The sequence below is a fragment of the Streptomyces sp. NPDC040718 genome (genome assembly GCF_055593565.1).
This window is the reverse complement of record NZ_JBVIXO010000006.1, coordinates 289,563-309,766: the sequence shown is the minus strand read 5'-3', so window position 1 is coordinate 309,766 and position 20,204 is coordinate 289,563. Positions and strand designations below refer to the sequence as shown.

Below are 20,204 nucleotides of genomic sequence, written 5' to 3'. Positions count from 1 at the left end.
TCCTCGAAGGAACCCGGCGTGAATTTCCGTCAGCTCCATCCGAACATCAAGCTGAGGCTCGGCATCGGATTCGTCCAGCGGATGCTCGGCATCATGCTGATGCCGCTGATGGTCATCCACCTCGCCACGCTGTACGGCGCGGCCGCGGCCGGCGTGCTGACCATGGCCGTGGCCGCCGCGGGCATCGCCAGCAACTTCGTCGGGGGCCACCTCGCCGACGTCCACGGCCGCAAGCCGCTGATGGTCGCCGGCGAGGTGGGGGCCACGCTCACCTTCGCACTGCTCGCCCTGGCCAACTCGCCCTGGTGGCAGTCCGGAGCGGCCACCTTCGCGCTCTTCCTGCTCAACACCTGTCTCGCGAGCGCGGCCACCCCCGCCGCCGAGGCGATGATGATCGACGTCTCCACCCCCGAGAACCGGCAGCTCGTCTACACGGTCAACTACTGGTCGATCAACATGGCGTTCACCGCCGGCGCCCTGATCGGCGGCTTCTTCTACGGGGACCACTTCGCCCTCCTGCTGGCCGGCGCGGCCGTACTGTCCCTCGCGACCGCCCTGGTCACCTGGTGGCGGATCGCCGAGAGCGCCCCGGAATCCGCCGGGGAACAGACGTCCGGCATCCCCGCCATGCTCCGCGGCTACCTCGCCGTCTCCCGGGACCGGGTGTTCCTCAGGCTCGTGGGCGCCGCGATCCTCACCCGGGCCGTCGAGGTCCAGATCGGCTACTACATCGCCGTCCGCCTCGCCGACGACTTCCCCGAGCAGGCACTGGCCGGCCTGGAGCGCTGGTTCCCCTCCGTGGACGGGGTCGCCATGCTCGGCATCCTCCGGGCCGTCAACACCGTCCTGGTCGTCGGCTTCGCCCTCTTCACCGGCAGCATGTTCCGCAAGCTGTCCGACCGGGTCCGCCTCTACGCCGGCATCGCCGTCTTCACCGCCGGCCACATGGTCCTGGCCGTGAGCAACAGCGGCTGGATCCTGATCGCCGCCGCCGTCGTGTTCACCCTCGGGGAGATCGCGAACGTACCGGTCAAGCAGGCCATCCTGGCCGACCTGGTGGATCCGGCCGCCCGCACCAAATACCTCGCCGCCTACGGCCTGGTACCCCGCATCGGCCTGCTCATCGGCTCGGTGTGCGTGACCGTCGGAGCCTTCCTCTCCCCGGTCGGCATGAGCCTCCTCTACGGCGCCTTCGGCCTCGGCGCCATCCTCGTCTACCGCTCCCTGCTGCCGCTGCGCGAATCCCACCGCACCGCCGCGGAGCCCGAACCCGCGGCCGCGCCGCCGGCCGCCGCGCCGGCGACCGCGCAGGCCGGGAACGGAGCCACCTCATGACCCAGCCCCGCGAGTCCGGCCGCATCTTGATGGTGATGCCCTACGAGCAGCTCGTACGCAAGGCCGTCGAAGCCGGCTTCGAGGTCTGGTCGATCTGGGACCCCAAGCTGCGGGCACCCGCATACCTCGACAAGGTCGCCGCGCACTCGCGGGGACTGGCCCTCGTCGACTTCGGCGACGAGGCGGCCCTGCGCGCCCTCGTCGCCGAACTCGCCCGCGAGCACGACGTCCGGTACGTCCTGCACCTGGGCAGCGAGGCCACCATGGCTCCCGTGCTCGCCGAAGCCGAAGCCCTCGGACTGTCGCCGAACACCGCCGAGTCCGTACGGCTGCTCAACGACAAGCACGCGATGCGCGGCCTGCTGAACGCGAGCGGGGTCTCGGCCGTACGCGCCCGCCGGGCCGAGACCCTCGGCGAAGTCGAGCCGCTGCTCACCGAGTTCGGACTGCCCGCCGTGGTCAAGCCCACCAACACGGCCGGCAGCCGCGGGATCGCCCTGGTCCGCACCCCCGCCGACCTCGACGAATGGACCGAGCGGGTCAAGGCGGGAGGCTTCGAGGGCCCCTTCATCATCGAGGAGTACCTCGAAGGGCCGGAGTTCAGCGTCGAGACCCTCACCGCCGGCGGCACCCACCACGTCGTCGGGATCACCGCCAAGCAGACCACCGGCGCACCCGGATTCGTGGAGACCGGGCACATCCACCCGGCCCCCCTCGACCCCGCCGACGCCGCCGCGGTCCGCGACACCGTCACCGCCCTGCTCGACCTCGCCGGCTACGCCTTCGGCCCCGCCCACACCGAGGTCATCCTCACCCCGGCCGGGCCGCGCGTCGTCGAGTCCCAGGCCCGCCTCGGCGGCGACCGGATCCCGCTGCTCGTGGAAGTGGCCACCGGCTACGACATCGAGGCCGCGATCTTCCGCGGCCTGGCCGGCCAGGACGTCAGCGCCCCCGCACCCCACCGGTACGCCTCCATCGGCTTCTTCCAGCTCCCCGCCGGACGCCTGGAGTCCGTCGAGGGCCTCGACGAGCTCCGCGCCCGGGACCACGTGCACGGCGTGCACTTCCCCTACGCGCCGGGCGACGTCCTGCCCCGCACCACCGACTCCGGCACCCGCCACGGCTACGCCGTCGTCGAGGCGCCGACCCCCGCCGAGGCCGCCGAGCGGATCGCCGCGGCCCACACCGCCCTGCGCACCACGACCACCGAGACCCAGAAGGAAGCACTGCGATGACCGCCCCGACCGCGCGCGCCGCGGACCGTACCCTGCTGCTCGTCGGCGCCACGGACCAGCACCTCGAACGAGCCAAGGCGCTGGGCGTCCGGGTGGTGCTCCTCCAGCACCCCGACAAGATCAACGCCTATCAGACCGGGCTGGCCGACGTCCTGCTGATGGTCGACTACACCGACTGGGACACCGTACGGCCGCTCGCCGAGGCCTCCCGCGAGGTGTGGGGCTTCGACACGATCGCCTCCCTCACCGAGGCCGGGCTCGACATGGCCGCCCGCCTCAACGCCCACTTCGGCTTCCCGGGCACCGGCCCCGAGGCCAGCCGCCGCATGCGCAACAAGTTCCTGATGCGGCAGCACCTCACCGATCAGGGCAAGCTGTCGATCCACTGGGACCGGGTCACCGACCGGGCCTCCCTCGACGCCTTCGCCGCCCTCGCCGGCTACCCCTTCATCGTCAAACCCACCGACGCCACCGCGAGCTTCGGCCTGATCCGCGTCTCCGGCCCCGGGGAACTGGACGCCACCTGGGAGCGGATCGAGGAGCTGCGCGGCCGGCGCACCGACCGCGGCTCGACCCTCTACACCGTCAGCGAGTTCCTGATGGAGTCCTACCTCGACGGGCCCGAGTACAGCGTGGAGGCCTTCAGCTTCGCCGGCCGCCACGTGGTGATCGCCGTGACGGAGAAGCTCGTCGACGACACCCACTTCGCGGAACTCGGCCACGCCCTGCCCGCCCGTCTGGCACCGGACGCGCACGCCCGGGTCACGGCCGCCGTCGAGGACTTCCTCGACACCATGGGCGTCACCGACGGACCCAGCCACACCGAGCTGCGCCTCGGCTCCCGGGGCCCCGTCGTCATCGAGTCCCACAACCGGGTCGGCGGCGGCCACATCAACGAACTGGTCGAGGCCGCCTACGGCATCGACCTCCTCGGCTACGGCGTCGCCTGGCCGCTCGGCCTGGTCGAGGCGCTCCCCGAGTCCCCCGAGGCCCGGGCCGGAGCCTGCACCCGCTTCGTGCTCCGCGACCCCGGCACGGTCACGGCCGTCTCCGGAGTGGAGGAGCTCACCGCCCGCCCCGACGTCCTCGCCGTGGAGGTCTCCGTGGCGCCCGGCGACCCGGTGCGCCCGCTGCGGGACAACTGGGACCGGCTCGGCTTCGCCGCCGTGACGGCGGCCGATACCGACGCCGCGATCGCCCTGTGCGAGCGGCTGACCGGGCAGATCCGGATCGACGTGACCCCGGCCGAGGCGCCGGCGGACGTCCAGGACCTGGAGGTCGCGGCGTGACCGCGCTCGTACTGCACCGGTTCCCGCTCGCGCCGTTCCCGTACGACCGCTGGCTCGCCGAACTCGACGGCGGCGTGGTGATGATCGTTGCCCGCGACCGGATCGAGGGCTCCCGCGAGCAGGTCCCCGACGGCGACGGCGGCTACCGCCGGCTGGTCGTGCTCGACGACTTCGAGGACGAGGAACTCCTGGACCGCACCGCCCTGGAACTGGCCGAGGAGTACCGGGTCACCCATGTCATCGCCGCCCACGAGGCGGACCTGATGCGGGCGGCCCGGCTGCGGGAGAAGTTCGGCCTGCCCGGACAGCTGCCCGACGAGGTGCTGCCCTTCCGGGACAAGGCCCTGATGAAGCGGCGGCTGGCGGCGGCCGGCGTCGAGGTCGCCCCGCACGCCCTGCCCGGCACGGCCGACGAGGCGCGGGACTTCGCCGACGAGCACGGGCTGCCGCTGGTCTTCAAGGCCCGCGACGGCTTCGGCTCCATCGGGCTGAGGATCGTCAGGTCCGCCGACGGGCTGGAGGCCTACCTGGCCGAGGCCTTCGCACCCGGCGCCGACCCCCGTGAGGACCTGCTGGTCGAGGCGTACGTCCCGGGCAGGATGTGCCACGTGGACGGAGTCGTCGCGGGCGGCCGCACGGTGATGGCCTGGCCGTCCCAGTACCAGTACGAGCTGTCCTCCTTCCAGGCCGATCCCGGCGCCCGCGTGGACCTGACCCTGGACCCCTCGGACCCGCTGACCCCGCGTCTGCTGGAGCTGGCGGACACCGCGCTCGCCGCCCTCGGCGGCCCGGCCGACTACGCCTTCCACGCCGAGGTCTTCCACACCCCCGACGACCGCCTCGTCGTCTGCGAGGTCGCCTCCCGCCCGGCCGGCGCCCGGATCCGGGAGGTGCTGGACGCCGTGTTCGGGCTGCACCCGGTGGAGTTGGCGACGCGGGCCCAGACGGGACTGCGGCTGCCCGCCCTGGCCAGGCTCGCGGACGGCGCCCGGCTGGAGCCGGTCCGCATGGCCGGCCAGGTCCTGATGATGAAGCGGCCCGGCACCGTGCGCGGCATCCCGGTCACCCCGGAGGAGCCCTGGGTGCAGTACTACGGGGTCTTCGCGGAACCGGGCGAGGTCCTCGCGGAGGCGGCCCTGTCCTCGGACTTCCTCGCGGCGGCGGTGCTGTCGGCGCCGACCCGTGAGGAGTGCGAGCGGCGGCTGCGCGCCCTCGGCGCCCGGTTCGAGGCGGAGATCGTGATCGACTGACACCCCGGGCCCGATCCGAAAGACACGCCCTCATTCCCGGACCCCGAGAGGAAGTTCCGCAGCCGCTGGTGCTGCCCCTGGGGGATGCCGGCCGGGACGGCGCCGGAGTACGTGGCGATCACCCCGCCGGTACGGACGACCGTGACGGGCACCGTCTGCTGCATCGCGATGCCCGGTACGGTCCAGTCGAAGGCGACCGCCTCGTCCCCGACGGCCGGCGCGCGCCGCTCGGCGACCACGACGCGGGCGTCCTGGTCCCCGTAGTTCAGGGTGTACACCAGGAACCCGCGGCACCGCGGCACGGCCTTCCCGAGGGACTCCATCACCGCCGAGGCCTCTTCGAGGGTGTGGCTCGACAGCGTCACGGAGCTCAGCTTCGCGCGGTCGGTGTTCCCGTGCTCACCCGAGGTGCCGCCGCGGGGCGACACCTGGGCCAGGACCCTGGCCGCCGGCCTGTGCTGCCCCCCGTGGTTGAGCTCGAAGTCGACCAGGGGGCGGCACTCCTCGGGCTGCCCGGGCGCGAGTCGGCTGACCGGGGCGGGGGAGGCGGACGGCGCGGCGGCCGGCCCGCGGGCCGTGGTGACGTAGCCCGGAAGGTCACTCCCGGAGGGCAGCACGGACATCAGCTCGGCCTCGGTCAGCGGCTGCGCGCGGGGCGGGCCCGACCGGGTCGCGGGCCCGCAGGCGGTGCTGACGGTCCCACAGGCCAGCAGGGCGGCGACCACCGCCGCGACGCGCGTGAGGCGCGGCGCCATCGGAAACCTCCTTCGTCGGCGACCGTGCCATTCTCGACCAGCGGGCACGTGCATTGACCTGCGGGTCTGCGCTATAGTCGACCTCGTGCTCGCCGCCGCGGAACGCGGGGGACGGGACATGCGTTGGTGGTCCAAGGAAAGACACCCCACTTCCCGTGGGGGAATGCAGGTGCAAGGCCTGCCCAGCGCTCTGACAAGGCCCCGGCCTCCTCGCGGAGACCGGGGCCTTCTTGTCGCGCCCGCGCGCCCGCCCCCTGCCGGGGGCGGGCGCCGACGCTCACGCGGTCAGCTCCGTCAGGTCGGCCAGCACCTCGGAGACCAGGACCGGGTCGATGTCGGCGAACTTCAGCGGGTGCGTACGGGACCACCAGTAGTCGCAGGGCATGGTGTCGAGCCAGACCGTCTCCAGCGTCTGGTCGGGGAACTCGCCGATCATCCCGACCGCGATCCCCTCTTCGAGGCCGATCACCAGATGGCGCTCCGGACCCAGCCGGCGCGAGAACCAGCGCTCCACGCCCGCGTCCTGGGGCTCGCCCCGCTCCCATCCGCGCTTCTGCAGCGCGAGCAGCCTGCTCACCGGCACCTTGACGCCTTCGAAGCGGGTGAGCCGCTCGCCGCCCGCCTCCTCCTCGGTCACGGCCAGCACCGGCCGGCCGAGCTGCGGGAACGGCTGCGCGACGCCCTGGCCGGCGAACAGCCCCGACCAGGCCGCCAGTCCGTCCCCCAGGCGCAGCGGATGGGGCAGGGTGACGACCGCCCCGTCCGCGACCTCCACCACCCCGCCCGACACGTCCGCGTACGCACGGTCCCCGGTGACGCGGAACGCGGTCACCGACTCCCCGTCCCGCACCAGCCAGACGAGCCGCCGCACCAGGTGCCACACCAGCGGGTGGCCGACGAACAGCTGCCGGAACTCGGCGCCCGTCCAGGACCGGCCCTCCACCATCGCGGCCTCCAGCCGCCGCACCTGGTCCGGGACGATCGCCCGTACGTCCTTCTTCAGCGCGGCGAACCGCTTGCGCTCGGCGGGCGCCAGCTCCGCGTCGTCACGGACACCGGGCCTGGGCAGGTCCTTCAGCCGGCGGCCGTCCTCGTCCAGCACGTACGGCTTGAGCTGCTCGTCGAAGCCGACCGTGAACCGGCGCGCACCGTAGTCGATCACCGTGCCGCCGTCCGCGTCCAGCCCGAGGTCCGGCACCAGACGGTCCGACAGCTCCGCAGCGGTCAGCCCCAGTTCCGCCGCGACCGCGGTGATCTTCTCCTGGGCGCGCAGCTTCAGCGCCTTGAACTTCACCCGTTGCGCGATCCCGTGCAGGCTCAGCAGGGCCAGGTCGCTGCCGATGGACGCGAGGACCTCCAGGCCGTCGACCGCGCGCTGGTGCGCGCCCTCGCCCGGCCAGGCCCGGATCACCGGGGTCAGCGCGCGGACGGTCACGTCGTCCCCGAACCGGCCCAGCGCGTGCAGCGCCCAGGTTTCCTTGGGCGGCATGCCGGCGAGGTGCCACTGCGTGAACAGCTCCCACACGAAGGCCGTCAGGGACTGCCGCGTGCACAGCTCCCGTACCTGCTCCAGCCCCGGGTACTCCGAGGAGGGAGTGGTCAGCGCCAGCATGGTGACGACGTGGTCCACGGCGGAACCGGGCAGCGCACCGCCCGACTTCAGCAGGATCTGCGGGAGCGCCGGCACGGTGGCCCAGGCCGGCGCCTTGGGCATCCTCGCCGGGAGCGCGGCGACCAGGGGGGCGACGCCCAGCAGTGCTTCGACGGCCCCGGCCGCCTCCGGCCCGTACGCCGCCGCGGCTTCCCGCACCGCGTCCGCGCCGTGCGCCGAGGCGATCACCGTCAGGGCCCGCTCGGCCGCGGTCCGCTCCGGCCCGAGCGGTCCCACCGCGTCGGGGACGAGCAGCCGGGCGGCGCCGGCCCCGTGCCGGACGAACCAGGTCCGGGCCGTCTCGCCCGCGGCCTTGAGCCGCACCAGCCAGTCCGCCATCAGCCGGGCCACGTCCGCGTCGAGGAAGGGCCGCAGGACCGGAGCCATCGTGGCCGGGTTGGCGCCGGCCATCCGCAGGGCCACCGGGAGCGCCGCCTCCTCGTGCCGGGCCACGAGCGGCTTGAACACCGCCAGCCCCTCCCACGAGTGGGCGGGCCCGTGCCATCCGGCGAGCAGCGGCCGGACCTCGTCGAGCGGTCCCTGGACGAACACCCCGACCGCGTTCCAGGCGTGCAGCCGCCCGGCCCGGAGCTGCTGGACGAGCTGCTCCATCGGAGCGTGGGGCTGCCATCGCGTCAGCCAGGACTCGGCCCCCGCCCACGACTCCCGCTCGCCCGGCAGCCAGACGACGGCCGTGCCCGGTGCGGCCGCCAGCCCGCCGACCACGCGCGGCTTCACGGCCCTACGCCGGCCCGCCCAGGGCGGGCTGGTCAGCAGCGGCGGCAGCGACTCGACGGGGGCCTCCTCGACCAGCTCCCGGTGCACGAGCGGCCCGACGGCCCCGGCGAGCGGCTCCGCCAGATCCGGCAGCGCGGCGAGCGCCGCCTCCCGGTGCGCGGCCACATGGGCCTTCAGCAGCAGCCCGGCCGTCGTCGCGGCCCGGCCCGGCCCGAGCGAGGCGCCGGCCAGCACGCGCAGCGCGCGCAGCGGGTGCCGCTGGGCAGCGGCGACCAGGGCGGCGCGTACGTACTTGTTCTCGACCCGGTCGGCGAGGAAACCGAAGGCCTCGTCCGTGGGCAGCTCGGAGAGGGCGCCGGCCAGTCTCCTGATGTCCTCGGTGTCGGCGTTCTCCCGGTCGAGGTCGGCGGCCAGCCAGGGGGCCACGGCCACGCCGACGCCCTCGGCCACGGTGGCGATGACGGCGGGGTTCCAGCCATGCCAGCTCAGGTCCACCCGGTCGCCGAACAGGGCGGCCTGACGCGCGGATCCCAGGGAGCACACCAGCAGCTCCCGTACGGGGCGCTCGTGGTGCTCGCGGGTGGCGGGGTCCGCGCAGCACTCGTCCACCCACCCCTGCTCCGTGGGGACGAGGAACGCGGTCGTCACGCGCCGGCGGGGGCTGCTCCGGTGGCGGCCCAGCGCCTGGACGGTGTCCCGGTAGGTCTCCTCGTCGGCGGCGGCGAGCAGGGCGCGCACCCTGTGCAGGACGGGGACGGCACGGTGCCGCCTCCAGCCGTTGCCCTCGTCCTCGGGGCGGAGCCCGATGCCCTCGACGACGCTCCGGCTCCCCTGCACGACCGACGTGGTGCTCAGCTCCACCGCCTCGACGGCGGCGCGGGCCGCGAACGGCAGGCCGTACGCCCCGGCCCAGGCGTCCGCGATCGTCTCGGCCCAGCCCGCCCGCGGCGGCAGCGCCTCCGCCAGCACGGCGGCGCCCAGGGGGCTCGGGCTCCCGGCCTGATGGGCGCGGGCCGCCGGGACCAGCTCGGGCCCGGTCTCCGGAGCGTCGACCGCCCGCTCGACCGACTCGGCGTCTGCTGTGAGCCACTCGCGCAGCCTCCGCGGTGCCTCCCCGTCGACGGGCGGAACGTCCGCAGGGGCCCCGCCGCGTCTCGGGTAGAGATTCCGCTTCCAGGCCTCGGGCAGGACGAAGAAGTCCTCACCCCCTGGTACGGCGGCCGCCCCGGGCCCGTCGACGTGCTCCCCGCGCCGCATGACGCCCTCCCCTTGTCCAACTGATCGGTTGATCGAACAGTAGCGGGCGCCACTGACAACCGGCCGGGGGAGCGGCGGCGGGAACGCGGATGGGCCGGCCGTGGACGTTCGTGCGGACGTCCACGGCCGGCCCGCTCAGCGGCGGTAGACCGGTGCTCAGCTGCCCGCGGAGAGGTTGCCCGAGAGGACCGGGATGTTGCTCAGGATGTGGGAGAGCGGCTCGTCGCCCTTGGCCTGGGTGGAGTTCTCGGTGCACTGCTGGTTCTGCGGGTTGGCCAGGACGTTGATGTCCTGGACCCCGATGTTCGCGATCAGGGCGAGCAGCGACTGCGCGTTGACCTTGACCGGCAGGCCGATGCAGGGCTTGTTCAGGGTGCCCTGGACCGCGCTGAGCTGCGGGCTCATGTCGCCGGCGGTCTTCTGGTTGCCGTAGATCTGCTGAGCACCGTTGCCGTTGACGGTGTTGATCCCGTTGTCGTTGCCGATGGCCATGGCCGGGGCGGCGACGGCGGCACCCGCGCCGACGGCGGCGGCGGTGGCTGCGGCGGTGACCATCATCTTCTTCAGCATTCGAGAGCTTTCCTTCGCTGTAGCCGAAACGAGCCCCGGATCGGGGAGTTCGTGCTGGTAACGGGAGCGCGGCCGCAGACGTGGCGGTGCGTCACCCGAATGGCAGAGCGCCGGCCCGTCCGGCCCCGCCCCGAGGGCGCCGACCGGGTGCCCGGTGCCGGAAAACCGCGACACCGGCCCCCGGCCGTCGTTGGAAGGGGAAGCCCCCCGCCCCCGCGCCCCGCGCCGCCCCCCGCCCACGTTGACCGGAGCCGCCCATGACCTCTGTCGCCCTGACCGGGCGGGCGCCGGTCGCCGTACCCCTCCCCACCCGGACCGCACTGGCCGCCACGGGCTGCGCGCTGCCCCTGTACGCCCTGTGGGCGGCCGTCCTCGCGACCGGCGGAGGAGACCTCGCGGCCCAGACGGCGTGGGCGGGCTTCGCCGCCCACCACCCCGGCTCCGCGTACAACCTCGCCTGGCACGGCGGGCTGCACACCGCCGCGTACAGCCTCGTCTCCCCTTACGCCATGGCGGTCCTCGGCGTCGTCCCGGTCACCGTGGCGGGCGGGCTGACGGCCACCTGGCTCGCCGGGCTGCTGTGCGCGCGCAGCGGGGTCCGGGCGCCCCAACGGCCCGCGCTGGCGGCGGCCCTCGCCCTGTGGTGCCAGGTGGCCTCGGGGCGGACGACCTTCGTCCTGGGCATCGCGTTCGCGCTCGCCGCGGTACTGGGAGCCCTGCCCCGGCGGGCCGGCGGCCGCGGCGGGCGGCTCGCCGCCACCGCCGCCTGTGCCGCCCTCTCCACGATGGCCAGCCCCGTCGCCGGGCTCTTCCTCGCCCTGACCGGTACGGCACTCCTGCCCGCCCCCCGGCGGCGGGCCGCCCGCGCCGCCGCACTGCTCGTGCCCCCCGCAGCCGTACTGGCCCTGACGGCAGGGCTCTTCCCGTTCCGGGGCGAACAGCCCATGCCCCTGGAGCGGGTCTGGCCCCCGCTGCTGATGTCCCTGGCGGTCCTCGCCGCCGCGCCGCGCGCCTGGCGGTGGGCCAGGCGCACCGCCGCGCTGTACGCGGCCGCCGTCCTCCTCGCGTACGCCGTCGCCTCCCCGATGGGGACGAACGTCGAGAGGCTCGCCGACCTCGCGGCGCCCGCCCTCCTGCTCGCGGCCGTCACGACGGCCCCCGACCGGCCGCGCCGCTCCCTGGCCGCGGCCGGCCTCGCCCTCTGCCTGGCCTGGGTGGGCGGGAACACGGCCGCCCACCTCGGCGACACGGTACGGGTCCCCCCGTGGGCCGCCGGGGCCGACGGGGTCATCACGGAGCTGGGCCGGCTCGGCGCGGACCGCACCCGGGTGGAGGCGGTCATGGCGCGCAGCCACCGCGAGGCCGCCGTCCTCGCCCCGCACCTCTCGCTGGCACGCGGCTGGAACCGGCAGGCCGACGTGGAACGCGGCCGCCTCTTCTACGAAGGCCACCTCGCCCCCCGCGCCTACCGTGCCTGGCTCGACCGCTGGGCCGTGGGCTTCGTCGTCCTGCACGACGGCCCGCCCGACGCGGCCTCCGAGGCCGACCACGCCCTGGTCACCGCCCGACCGTCCTACCTGGAGCCGGTCTGGCGGGACCGGCACTGGCGGATCTACCGGGTCCGGGACGCCGTTCCCCTCGTGGACCCGCCGGCCACGGTGCGCGGTTCCCACGCGGCCGGGATCACGGTCCACATGCCCCGCCCCGGCACGGTGACCGTGCGGATCGTCGACTCGCCCTGGCTGTCGGCGGACGCCGGATGCCTCGAACCGATGCGGGGGACGGGGCAGTTCGCCAGGCTGACCGTCCGGGAGCCCGGCGACGTCACCATCGGCTCCGGCTACTTCTCGGAAGGCCGCCGATGCGCCCCCTGAGCACGGTCCCCGCCCGGATCGCCCTGGTCTGCGTACGCCGCCGCGTGCCGGTGCTGCTGCTGTGGCTGCTGCTCCTCGGCGTCGGAGCCGGCGCCGCCGGACCGGTGATGGACGGCCTGGACCGGCGGCCCTGGAGCGTGGCCGCGCACGAATCCGTACGCGGCAACCGGCTGCTGGACGGCGTCCGCCCGTACGGGAGCCAGATCGACGCGGTGGTGTCCGGCGCGCCGGTGACCGGCCGGGCCCTGCGGCGGGAACTGGCCGCCGCACGCCGGGACCTGACCGCGATCCCCGGCGTGCACGCCGTCACCCCCCTCACCGAAGGGGCGTACGCGCCCGACCGCCGGGCCGCGCTGCTCTCCGTACGGCTGGAGCGCGGCCTGGCCGGGGAGGAACGCCGGCGCTGCGAGCGGGCGGTGGCGGCCCGGCTGCGCGCGGTGCACCGGACCCTGCCCGGTGTCGCGGTGACCCTCGGCGGCAGCGAACGGGCGCGCGCCGAGGTGGCGCGGCGGACCGTGGCCGACACCCGGCGGGCCGAACTGATCACCCTGCCCGTGACCCTGGTGGTGGTGTACCTCCTGTTCGGCGGCCTCGTCGCGGCCGCCGTGCCGCTGCTCGCCGCCGTCGCCACGCTGGGCACCGGCATGCTCTGGCTCCTGCTGCTGTCGCGCTGGTACGACCTCACCTCCCCGGTGCTGTCCACGACCACGATGGTGGGCCTGGGCCTGGCCGTGGACTACTCCCTGCTCACCGTCGGACGCTTCCGCGAGGAACTCGCCGCGGGCCACGACGTCCCGGAGGCGGTGGTGCGGACCATGGGCAGCGCCGGCCGCTCGGTCCTCTTCGCCGCGCTGGTCATCGCCGCCGCCCTCAGCGGACTGGCCGCCTTCCCCAGCGACTTCTACGCCTCCGTCGGCCTGGCCGCGGCGGGCACCGTCCTGCTGTCGCTCGCAGCCGCCGTCACGCTCACCCCGGCCCTGCTGGCGGCGTGCGGGAAGCGGATCGGAGCACGCGCCGACCGGGAGGCCGACGAGGGCGCCTTCGCCGCGCTGGCCCGCTGGACCCGCCGCCGGGCACCGGCCGTCGCCGTCGGCGTGGGAGTACTGCTGCTCGCCGCCGCCGCGCCCTTCCTGCGGGTCCACCTCGTCAGCCCCGTCGGCGAGCTGCAACTGCCCCCGGGCACCGAGGCCCGGCGCTTCGCCGACCTGGTCGCCGAGCGGTTCCCCCAGCACCGGCCCGACGCCGTCGTGGTCGTGGCCCGCACCGGCCCCGCCCGCCTGACCGCCTGGGCGGAGCGCTTCGCGGACGCCCCGCAGGTGCAGCGGGTCGAACCCGCCGGCGCCGCCGGCCCGGCGGTCTCCGTCGTCCGCCTCGTCCCGGTGCCCGACGCGGACGCCGCCACCGCCACCCGCCTGGTCGAACGCCTCCGGGCGGACCGCCCGGAGGACTTCCCCGTCTGGGTGACCGGACGGGCCGCGCTCGACGCCGACTTCAGGGCCGAGGTCGTCGAGCACGCGCCGCGCGCCGCCGCCCTGATCGCCCTGACCAGCTACGTCCTGCTGCTGGCGATGACCGGCTCGGTGCTGCTGCCGCTCAAGGCCATCGTGATGAACACCCTGTCCCTCGGCGCCTCCTTCGGTGCTCTCGTCCTGGTGTTCCAGGACGGCTGGTGCGCCGGACTCCTGGGCGTCCACACCCTGGGCGGCCTGGGCTACTGGCTGCCGGTGGTCGTGTTCGCCCTGGCCTTCGGCCTGTCCATGGACTACGAGGTGTTCCTGCTCTCCCGCATCCAGGAGCTCTACCGGGCCGGCGCCGGCAACGACCTCGCCGTCGAGGCGGGCGTACAGCGCTCCGCCCGCATCATCAGCTCCTCGGCGCTGCTCATGTGTGTCGTCTTCACCGGCTTCGCGACGGGGGAGGTGCTGGTGATGAAACAACTCGCCGTCGCCCTGACGCTCGTCGTCGTGGTCGACGCGACCCTCGTCCGCTGCCTCTTGGTCCCCGCCACCATGACCCTCCTGGGCCGCGCCAACTGGTGGTCCCCCCGCCCCTTCCGCCGTCCCCGCCCGGCACCGCCGGAGCCCGTCCTCCGGACCGGCCGCCCCGAGGACGCCCCCGTCAGAACCAGTTGACGGTGAGCGGGAACGCGGCGGTGACGGTGGCGCCCGTGGCGTCGGTCGCGGTCGCGGTGACCTGGACCGTTCCGCTGCCCCACGGCTTCCCGCTGATCCGTCCGGTGCCCGCGTCGACGCTCAGCCCCCACGGCAGGCCCGTGGCCGCGTACCGGACCGGGGCCTTGCCGCCCGTGGCGCTGAGCTGGACGGTGCAGGACTGGTTGAACTTGCAGGTCTGCGGGCCCGGGTTGGCCAGCACCAGTCCGCCCTGCGTGGGTGTCGGTGTCGGTGTCGGTGTCGGTGTGGGAGTGGGAGTGGGAGTGGGAGTGGGGGTCGTGGAGGCGGTGAACACCTCCGTGATCGGCTGGACGTTGGCGGCGTTGCCCGCGTGCGTGGCCGTGCCGAAGAGGTCCTCGAAGGTCCGCAGCAGATGGTGGTGGTTGAACGCCGTCGCGTACGTGCCCGTCTTCACGTTCGCCCCGTAGAAGACGGTGGCGATCTGGTTCGACCCCAGGTAGTTGTCCTCGTCCCAGGTCAGCACCAGCAGGCTGTTGTTGGCCTTCGCCCACTGCGCGTAGGCGTCGATGTTGTTCTTCGTCCAGGTGTCGCCCGTGCCCACCGAGCACGAGTGCATGTCGTTGCACTGGTTGGGGACGACGAAGGACAGGTCCGGCAGGGCCGAGAAGTCGTTCCGCGGGAACTGCGCCCAGGTCTTCCCGGTGTTCAGCGGCACGTTCTTGAAGGCGAACCACGGATTGTGCTTCTGCGCGTACTGGCCGCTGGTGCAGGCCGTGGACCCCTCCGACGGCAGGTCCTCGTTGTACGTGGCGAAGGTCTTTCCGGCCGCGATCAGCTCCTGACCGAGGTTCGAGGCCGTCATCGACTGCGGGGTGTAGCAGCCGTCCCCGGTGATGCCCTGGGTGGAGCCGGAGAAGAGGTTGAAGTAGTTCGGCTGGCTCGGGTGGGTCAGCGCTTTCATCCCGGTCAGGCTCGCTCCGCCGCCGGCCAGCTGGTTGATGTACGGGGCGTTGGCGCTCCCGATGATCTCCCCGAACTGCTTGTTCTCGTACACGACGACCACCACGTGGTCGTACGACGGCAGTCCGGCGGCCGCCGACGCCCGCGCCGTGGGACCGCTCTCGGCGGCCTGGGAGCTGGCGACGGTGACGGCGCCCAGCAGGCCGAGCGCGCTGAACGCGGCCAGCGCGGCCACGGTGACGGGACGCCGGGGTCCCGGTGAGGGAACGGGCATGGGGTGTTCCTCCTCGTTCACGGAGTTGGGGAGTTGACTGATGAAGGGGCCGGACGGGTCAGTGCTCACGCCGGGCGGCCCCGGCCACGGCGATGTTCAGGAACCGCGGTACGGGCCGTCCCCGCTCGCGGAAGTCCTCCGCGACCGCCGCCCGAACCGCCGCGGCCCGGGCCTCGGGCAGCAGGAGCAGCACGCTCCGCTCCGGCCGGCCGCCGGGCGGCCAGGCACTCAGGGCCCCCGCCCGCCGGGCGAGGGCGACGGTCCGGGCCAGCTCCGCGGGCCGGTCGGCCGGTTCCCCGCGTACGGCGGCCAGCACCAGGCGCGCCCGCGAGGCGGCCGGGTCGAAGGCGACGTACCGCCGCCGCCCCGCCGGAGTGCCGAGCAGCAGGGCCTCGCCGGGCCGGGCGAAGAGCACCGCCCGGCGCAGCGCGTCGTCCCCTTCGGGCAGCGCCCCGGCCAGCAGCCGCGCCAGCCGCTTCCGGTCGGGCTCCCCGCCCGGCGGGCCGTGTACGGCGGCCACCGCCAGCGCCACCGCGCAGTCGGCCGGCTCCGCCGTGGACAGCCCGGCGGCGGCCGTCAGCGAGCCCTGCACGTGCAGGTCCGTCCCTCCGCGGCCGTGGCCCGCCCGGGCCAGCGCCCGCAGCACGGCGTACGGCCGCACCGCCCAGGCCGGCGCGGCGGGCGGCGGACCGGACAGGGTCAGCGGCAGGTCGCAGCCGTCGGCTGGGTGCCCGAGCGAGCTGAGCCGGACCATCCCGTCGGTGCGCGGGGCCGCGGCCGCGGCGGCGGGCCAGCCGGCCGCCGCGACCAGCCCGGGGGAGCCCAGGTGGAAGGCGTGGGGCGCGCTCCACACGGCCGCCGGGGGCCGGCCGTGCGCGGCTTCGAGGGCGTAGGCGACGAGCCGGAACAGCGGGTCGGCGGTCGCCCGCCGGGCCAGGTCGCCCCCGGCGGCCGCCGTCACGGCACGTCCTTGCGGGCCAGCATCCGGTACGCGTTCCCGCCGTCGGTGTACCGGGCCGCCGCCGTGCGCAGCGCGTCGAGCACCGACGCCGCCGCGAAGCACGGCACGGACGCCACCCGTACGGCAGCCGCCAGCGCCCGCGCGCCCGCCGTGGGAGGCGGCCCCCACGGCCGGTCGGGGTCCGGGGCCAGCCGTGCCGCGGTCAGGGCCACCGCCCCGAAGAAGTCGTTGCCCTGGTGGGCCGGGCCGTGCTCCTCCGCGAGCACCGTGAACCCCCGGTCGGCCAGCGCCTCCCGCAGGTTCGCGGCCGGGATCAGGTGCTGGTGCTGCGGCTGGAACCACGGCAACCACGCCGGACCGAGCAGCCGCGCCATCCGCGACTCCGGGTCGGGGAGTTCGACCGTCAGGTAACCGCCGCACGGCAGGACCGCGGCCGCCGCGTCGAGCTCGGCGAGGGGATCCCGGGTGTGCTCCAGGTAGTGGTACATGCTGACCACCTCGTACCGGCCGGCCAGCTTCGGGGCGAACTCCGGGAACTGGCCCTGGTACCCCGTCTCCACCCAGCCGCGCGCCTCCGCCCCGCAGACCCCGTCGCCCATGTCCAGCCCGTCGAAGCGGGTCCGGGGCCAGACCTCCCGCGCCGCGTTGCAGAAGTGGCCGTGGCCCGTGCCGACGTCGAGCCAGGACGCCGGGACCGTGTGCGGCAGCAGCATCTCGGCCCGCCGCCGGTAGGAGGCGCCGAGCCGGCCGAACACCGTGCCGGCCCCCTCGCCGCCCCGCCCCTCGTAGAAGTCCCGGTAGTAGAACTCCAGCCCCTGCGGGGTGAGCCGGGGGTTCTGGAAGACGTGCCCGCAGGCCCCGCAGCTCTCCAGCGCGAACGTGCCCGGCTTGCCCTGGAGCAGGTCGGGCACCCGCACCCGGACCGACAGCGGCCCGCAGCCGCACCAGGGGCAGTCGGGGCGCCGCTCCTCGAAGAACCGCCCCGTCCCCCCGGCCAGTTCGGCCCGGTACGCCGCGGCCGCCCCCGCGGCGGCGCCCGGATCCGCCCCCCGGGAGCCGCCCGCCGCCACGGCGGTACGCAGCGCCGCGCCGAGGGAACGCACCGGCCGGGCGGCGGTGGCGCGGGCCAGATCGGCGGGGCGCAGCGGGGAGCCCGGCCCGCCCAGGACCAGGTACGGCTGGAGCCAGTACAGCCCGGCCGCCGCAGCTCCCCACCGGCCCTGGCGCAGGGCGACGGCGGCGAGCATTGCCAGCCCGGACAGCTGGGCGGCGGCCAGCGCCCCGGCGGGCAGCCCCTGCGCCCGCAGCTCGGCGGCCCGGCCCGGCCCGCCGGCGCTCCCGGGCAGCGGGCCGCAGCTCAGCCCCGGGGCGATGGCCAGCCCCGTCGCCCCTGCCGCGTACTCCTTCAAACGCCGGGTGAGCGCGAGGAGTTCCGCCGGGCCGGCGTCCGGACCCGGCCCGTCCGGACCCGCCGCTCCGGCCCGCTCCAGCACCTCCTCGGCGACCAGCACCGCGAACCCGGCGCCCCGCCCCTCCCCGAGCCGGTCCCCCCGGTACCGGGCCGGGTCCACCAGCCGCAGCAGCCCCAGCGCCCGTTCGGCCGGCAGGTCCCCGGGCAGCAGGTCCAGCACCCGCAGCCCCTCCCGGTCCGCGTACGCGCAGGCCGAGAGGAAGACGGCCGAGTCCGGCTCCACCCCGCGGGCGGTGAGCAGCCGCCACCCGGCCGCCCCCGGCACCCCGGCCGACACGGGCGGGGCGGCCGGCAGCACCGGGACCGCCCGCAAGCGGCGGCCGGCCCGTACGGTGCCCGCTCCGAGGGCGGCCAGCAGCACCGCGGAGGTCCAGCGGACCCGGGGGATCGCGAGCGGCGTCATATCAGCTTCTCCAACCGGTCGGCCGCGGCGGCCGCCCCGCCCGCCGCGGCGAATGAGGCCTGGATCCGCCGGGCGGCCCGGCGGGGGCCGGGATCGTCCAGCACGGCCGTGATCGCGTCCCGCAGTTCCTCGGCCCCGGTCCGCCCGAACCGCACCCGGACCCCGGCCCCGGCGTCGGCGACCTGCCGGGCCACGATCGGCTGGTCGTCGCGGATCGGGGCGACCACCAGCGGCAGCCCGTACGCGAGGGCCTCGCAGACCGTGTTGTGGCCACCGTGGCAGACCACCGCGTCCAGGTGCGGCAGCAGCTCCAGTTGCGGGACGCTCGGCCGGAGCAGTACGTGGCCGGGCACCTCCCCGACCAGCGAGTCGGGCGCCGCCAGCACCAGCTGCACCTCCGGCGCGAGCCGCTCGGCCGCCCCCAGCACCGCCCGGTAGAAGCGGGATCCCGCCTCCTGGTTCAGGGTGCCCAGGGACACCAGCACCCGGCGCCGCCGCGGATCCAGCCGCCGCCACGGGAACCCGGGCGCGGCCGGCCGGGCCCCGAAGGCGGGGCCGACGTAGGCGTGGTGCGGAGCGGAGGCGGCGCGCGGCCCCAGCAGCTCCGGCGTGGAGAACACCAGCACCAGCAGCTCCGAGAAGCGCGGGTCCCATCCGCCGCCGGGCCCGCCGTCCCCACCGCCCTCCCCGAACTCCGCGAGCAGCCCCGCGACCTGGCCGGCCACCCACTCCCCGACCTTGGGGAAGCCGCCGAAGGGATCGGTGAGTTCGGCCGAGGTGCTGGCCGAGGTCACCCACGGCACCCCGGCCCGCCGGGCGGCCAGCGGCCCGGCCAGCGCCTGCTGGTCGCAGACCACCACGTCCGGGGCGAAGGCCCGCACCGCCCGGGTCACCCCCGGTACCATCGCCCGCGCCAGCGGGATCAGGGCCTCCTCCCACAGGAACCGCAGCGCACCGACCCCGCGCAGATCCCGCCACCGCTCGTGCAGCGCGGCGTAGCCGCCGCCTTCGGCCTCCTCGCCGGCCGGCAGGATCCGCGCCGACGGGGGCAGCAGCCGGGCCAGCGCGGAGGCCGGCCCGGTCCAGGCGACCTCATGCCCCCGCGAGGCCAGTTCGGCCCCGACGGCCACGGTCGGATTGACGTGCCCCGCCAGCGGCGGCACCGCGAACAGCACCCTCACGGGACCAGAGCTCCCGCCCGCGGCCGGCCCGCGGCCACCGTGGACACGCCGGCCGTCGCCGTCGCCGTCGCCGTCGCGTCGAGATGGGCCAGGACGGCATCCCGCAGTACCCCGCTGCTCTCCTTCAGGACGTCGTGCCCCAGGCCCGGCAGGATCCGCAGCTCCGCCCCCGGCGCGTGCCGGGCCAGTTCCCGGGCCCCCGGCACCAGTTCGGAGTGCTCGCCGCAGACGATCAGCGCCGGGCAGCGCAGCCGGGCGTAGTCGGCCGGGGTGAAGGCGCGGCTCCCGGCGATGTCGTCGATCAGGGAGGTGCGGTTGAGCAGGTCGTCGGCGATGGCGGTCAGATGTGCCGCCTTGCGCAGGCGCAGCGCCAGGAGCTCCGCGGGCACCGGGCTGTCCTCCAGGCTCAGCGCCGCCGCCGACAGGGTGTCGACCATGTTCTCCACCCACGCCCCGCTGAGCGGCGGTTCGAGGAGGGTCAGCCCCGTGACCAGGTCGGGCCGGGCCAGCGCGGCGTGCAGGGCCAGGGTGGCGCCGTAGCTGTTGCCGACCAGGTGCACGGGGCGCCGGCCGAAGCCCAGCGCGCCGAGCAGCCCGAACAGGTCCCGCACGGCGCTGCGGCTGTCGTAGCCGTCGGCCGGGCGCTCGGTGCGGCCGTGGCCGCGCAGGTCGTAGAGCAGCACCTCGTGCCCGGCCCGGGCGACCGGCAGGGCCACCGGGCAGTAGAAGGAGGACAGGTTGTCGACGACCAGGCCGTGCAGGAACACCACCAGGGGTCGGCCGGGACCGGCCGCCGGGGCGGCCGCGGCGGCCGGGAGCCGCTGGACGTGGAAGCGCAGGGACCCCGCGCGGACGAAGGCCACGGCGG

General features: G+C 75.3%; 13 protein-coding genes. 6 read left to right on the top strand and 7 right to left on the bottom strand.

Annotated features, from left to right (window positions below; translation table 11 throughout):
• Window positions 1–18: 18 nt before the first annotated feature.
• The 4 genes from ACZ597_RS18325 to ACZ597_RS18310 are packed head-to-tail and all read left to right on the top strand — an operon-like array spanning window position 19 to window position 5,109.
• Complete coding sequence (locus ACZ597_RS18325) at window positions 19–1,335, top strand: MFS transporter (protein ID WP_471330878.1); 1,317 nt, start codon at window positions 19–21, stop codon at window positions 1,333–1,335.
• Complete coding sequence (locus tag ACZ597_RS18320) at window positions 1,332–2,570, top strand: ATP-grasp domain-containing protein (protein WP_471330875.1); 1,239 nt, start codon at window positions 1,332–1,334, stop codon at window positions 2,568–2,570. The genes ACZ597_RS18325 and ACZ597_RS18320 overlap by 4 nt, the downstream gene beginning before the upstream one ends.
• Window positions 2,567–3,859, top strand: a complete 1,293-nt coding sequence (locus ACZ597_RS18315; RefSeq protein WP_471330872.1) for an ATP-grasp domain-containing protein — start codon at window positions 2,567–2,569, stop codon at window positions 3,857–3,859. The genes ACZ597_RS18320 and ACZ597_RS18315 overlap by 4 nt, the downstream gene beginning before the upstream one ends.
• On the top strand, window positions 3,856–5,109 hold the full coding sequence (locus tag ACZ597_RS18310; RefSeq protein ID WP_471330869.1) for an ATP-binding protein: 1,254 nt from the start codon (window positions 3,856–3,858) through the stop codon (window positions 5,107–5,109). Before ACZ597_RS18315 ends, ACZ597_RS18310 begins: the two co-directional genes overlap by 4 nt.
• Before the next feature lie 1,032 nt (window positions 5,110–6,141).
• On the opposite strand, the gene ACZ597_RS18305 is transcribed toward ACZ597_RS18310, so the two are convergent.
• Together ACZ597_RS18305 and ACZ597_RS18300 are read right to left on the bottom strand one after the other, a co-directional pair.
• Window positions 6,142–9,510, bottom strand: coding sequence for a DUF4132 domain-containing protein (locus ACZ597_RS18305; protein WP_471330866.1), 3,369 nt, complete (start codon window positions 9,508–9,510; stop codon window positions 6,142–6,144).
• Window positions 9,511–9,666: 156 nt separating this feature from the next.
• Entirely contained in the window at window positions 9,667–10,080 is a 414-nt protein-coding gene (locus ACZ597_RS18300; RefSeq protein WP_471330863.1) for a rodlin, read from the bottom strand.
• Window positions 10,081–10,337: 257 nt separating this feature from the next.
• On the opposite strand from ACZ597_RS18300, the gene ACZ597_RS18295 reads away from it, so the two are divergent.
• On the top strand, window positions 10,338–11,954 hold the full coding sequence (locus ACZ597_RS18295; protein ID WP_471330860.1) for a hypothetical protein: 1,617 nt from the start codon (window positions 10,338–10,340) through the stop codon (window positions 11,952–11,954).
• A complete protein-coding gene (locus ACZ597_RS18290; RefSeq protein WP_471330857.1) occupies window positions 11,942–14,086 on the top strand; it encodes an MMPL family transporter in 2,145 nt (714 codons plus the stop codon). Before ACZ597_RS18295 ends, ACZ597_RS18290 begins: the two co-directional genes overlap by 13 nt.
• Here ACZ597_RS18290 and ACZ597_RS18285 read toward each other — a convergent pair.
• The 5 genes from ACZ597_RS18285 to ACZ597_RS18265 are packed head-to-tail and all read right to left on the bottom strand — an operon-like array spanning window position 14,073 to window position 20,199.
• The gene (locus tag ACZ597_RS18285) at window positions 14,073–15,320 is read right to left on the bottom strand and encodes an alkaline phosphatase family protein (RefSeq protein ID WP_471330854.1); all 1,248 of its coding nucleotides are present in this window, start codon (window positions 15,318–15,320) and stop codon (window positions 14,073–14,075) included. The two genes, ACZ597_RS18290 and ACZ597_RS18285, sit on opposite strands and share 14 nt — an antisense overlap.
• Window positions 15,321–15,378: 58 nt before the next feature.
• On the bottom strand, window positions 15,379–16,281 hold the full coding sequence (locus ACZ597_RS18280) for a galactokinase (RefSeq protein WP_471330851.1): 903 nt from the start codon (window positions 16,279–16,281) through the stop codon (window positions 15,379–15,381).
• Window positions 16,278–18,155 (bottom strand): class I SAM-dependent methyltransferase, encoded by a 1,878-nt coding sequence (locus tag ACZ597_RS18275; RefSeq protein WP_471330848.1) that lies wholly within the window; start codon window positions 18,153–18,155, stop codon window positions 16,278–16,280. Before ACZ597_RS18275 ends, ACZ597_RS18280 begins: the two co-directional genes overlap by 4 nt.
• Window positions 18,152–19,330 (bottom strand): glycosyltransferase, encoded by a 1,179-nt coding sequence (locus ACZ597_RS18270; RefSeq protein ID WP_471331329.1) that lies wholly within the window; start codon window positions 19,328–19,330, stop codon window positions 18,152–18,154. The genes ACZ597_RS18275 and ACZ597_RS18270 overlap by 4 nt, the downstream gene beginning before the upstream one ends.
• A gap of 2 nt (window positions 19,331–19,332) precedes the next feature.
• Window positions 19,333–20,199: an alpha/beta fold hydrolase gene (locus ACZ597_RS18265; protein ID WP_471330846.1), complete on the bottom strand. Its 867-nt coding sequence runs from the start codon at window positions 20,197–20,199 to the stop codon at window positions 19,333–19,335.
• Between the last annotated feature and the right edge of the window lie 5 nt (window positions 20,200–20,204).

Coding starts and splice junctions, on each gene's coding strand:
- ACZ597_RS18300 (WP_471330863.1), bottom strand. CDS start 10,080: ATGCTGAAGAAGATGATGGTCACCGCCGCAGCCACCGCCGCCGCCGTC.
- ACZ597_RS18305 (WP_471330866.1), bottom strand. CDS start 9,510: ATGCGGCGCGGGGAGCACGTCGACGGGCCCGGGGCGGCCGCCGTACCA.
- ACZ597_RS18290 (WP_471330857.1), top strand. CDS start 11,942: ATGCGCCCCCTGAGCACGGTCCCCGCCCGGATCGCCCTGGTCTGCGTA.
- ACZ597_RS18295 (WP_471330860.1), top strand. CDS start 10,338: ATGACCTCTGTCGCCCTGACCGGGCGGGCGCCGGTCGCCGTACCCCTC.
- ACZ597_RS18320 (WP_471330875.1), top strand. CDS start 1,332: ATGACCCAGCCCCGCGAGTCCGGCCGCATCTTGATGGTGATGCCCTAC.
- ACZ597_RS18315 (WP_471330872.1), top strand. CDS start 2,567: ATGACCGCCCCGACCGCGCGCGCCGCGGACCGTACCCTGCTGCTCGTC.
- ACZ597_RS18275 (WP_471330848.1), bottom strand. CDS start 18,155: ATGACGCCGCTCGCGATCCCCCGGGTCCGCTGGACCTCCGCGGTGCTG.
- ACZ597_RS18285 (WP_471330854.1), bottom strand. CDS start 15,320: ATGCCCGTTCCCTCACCGGGACCCCGGCGTCCCGTCACCGTGGCCGCG.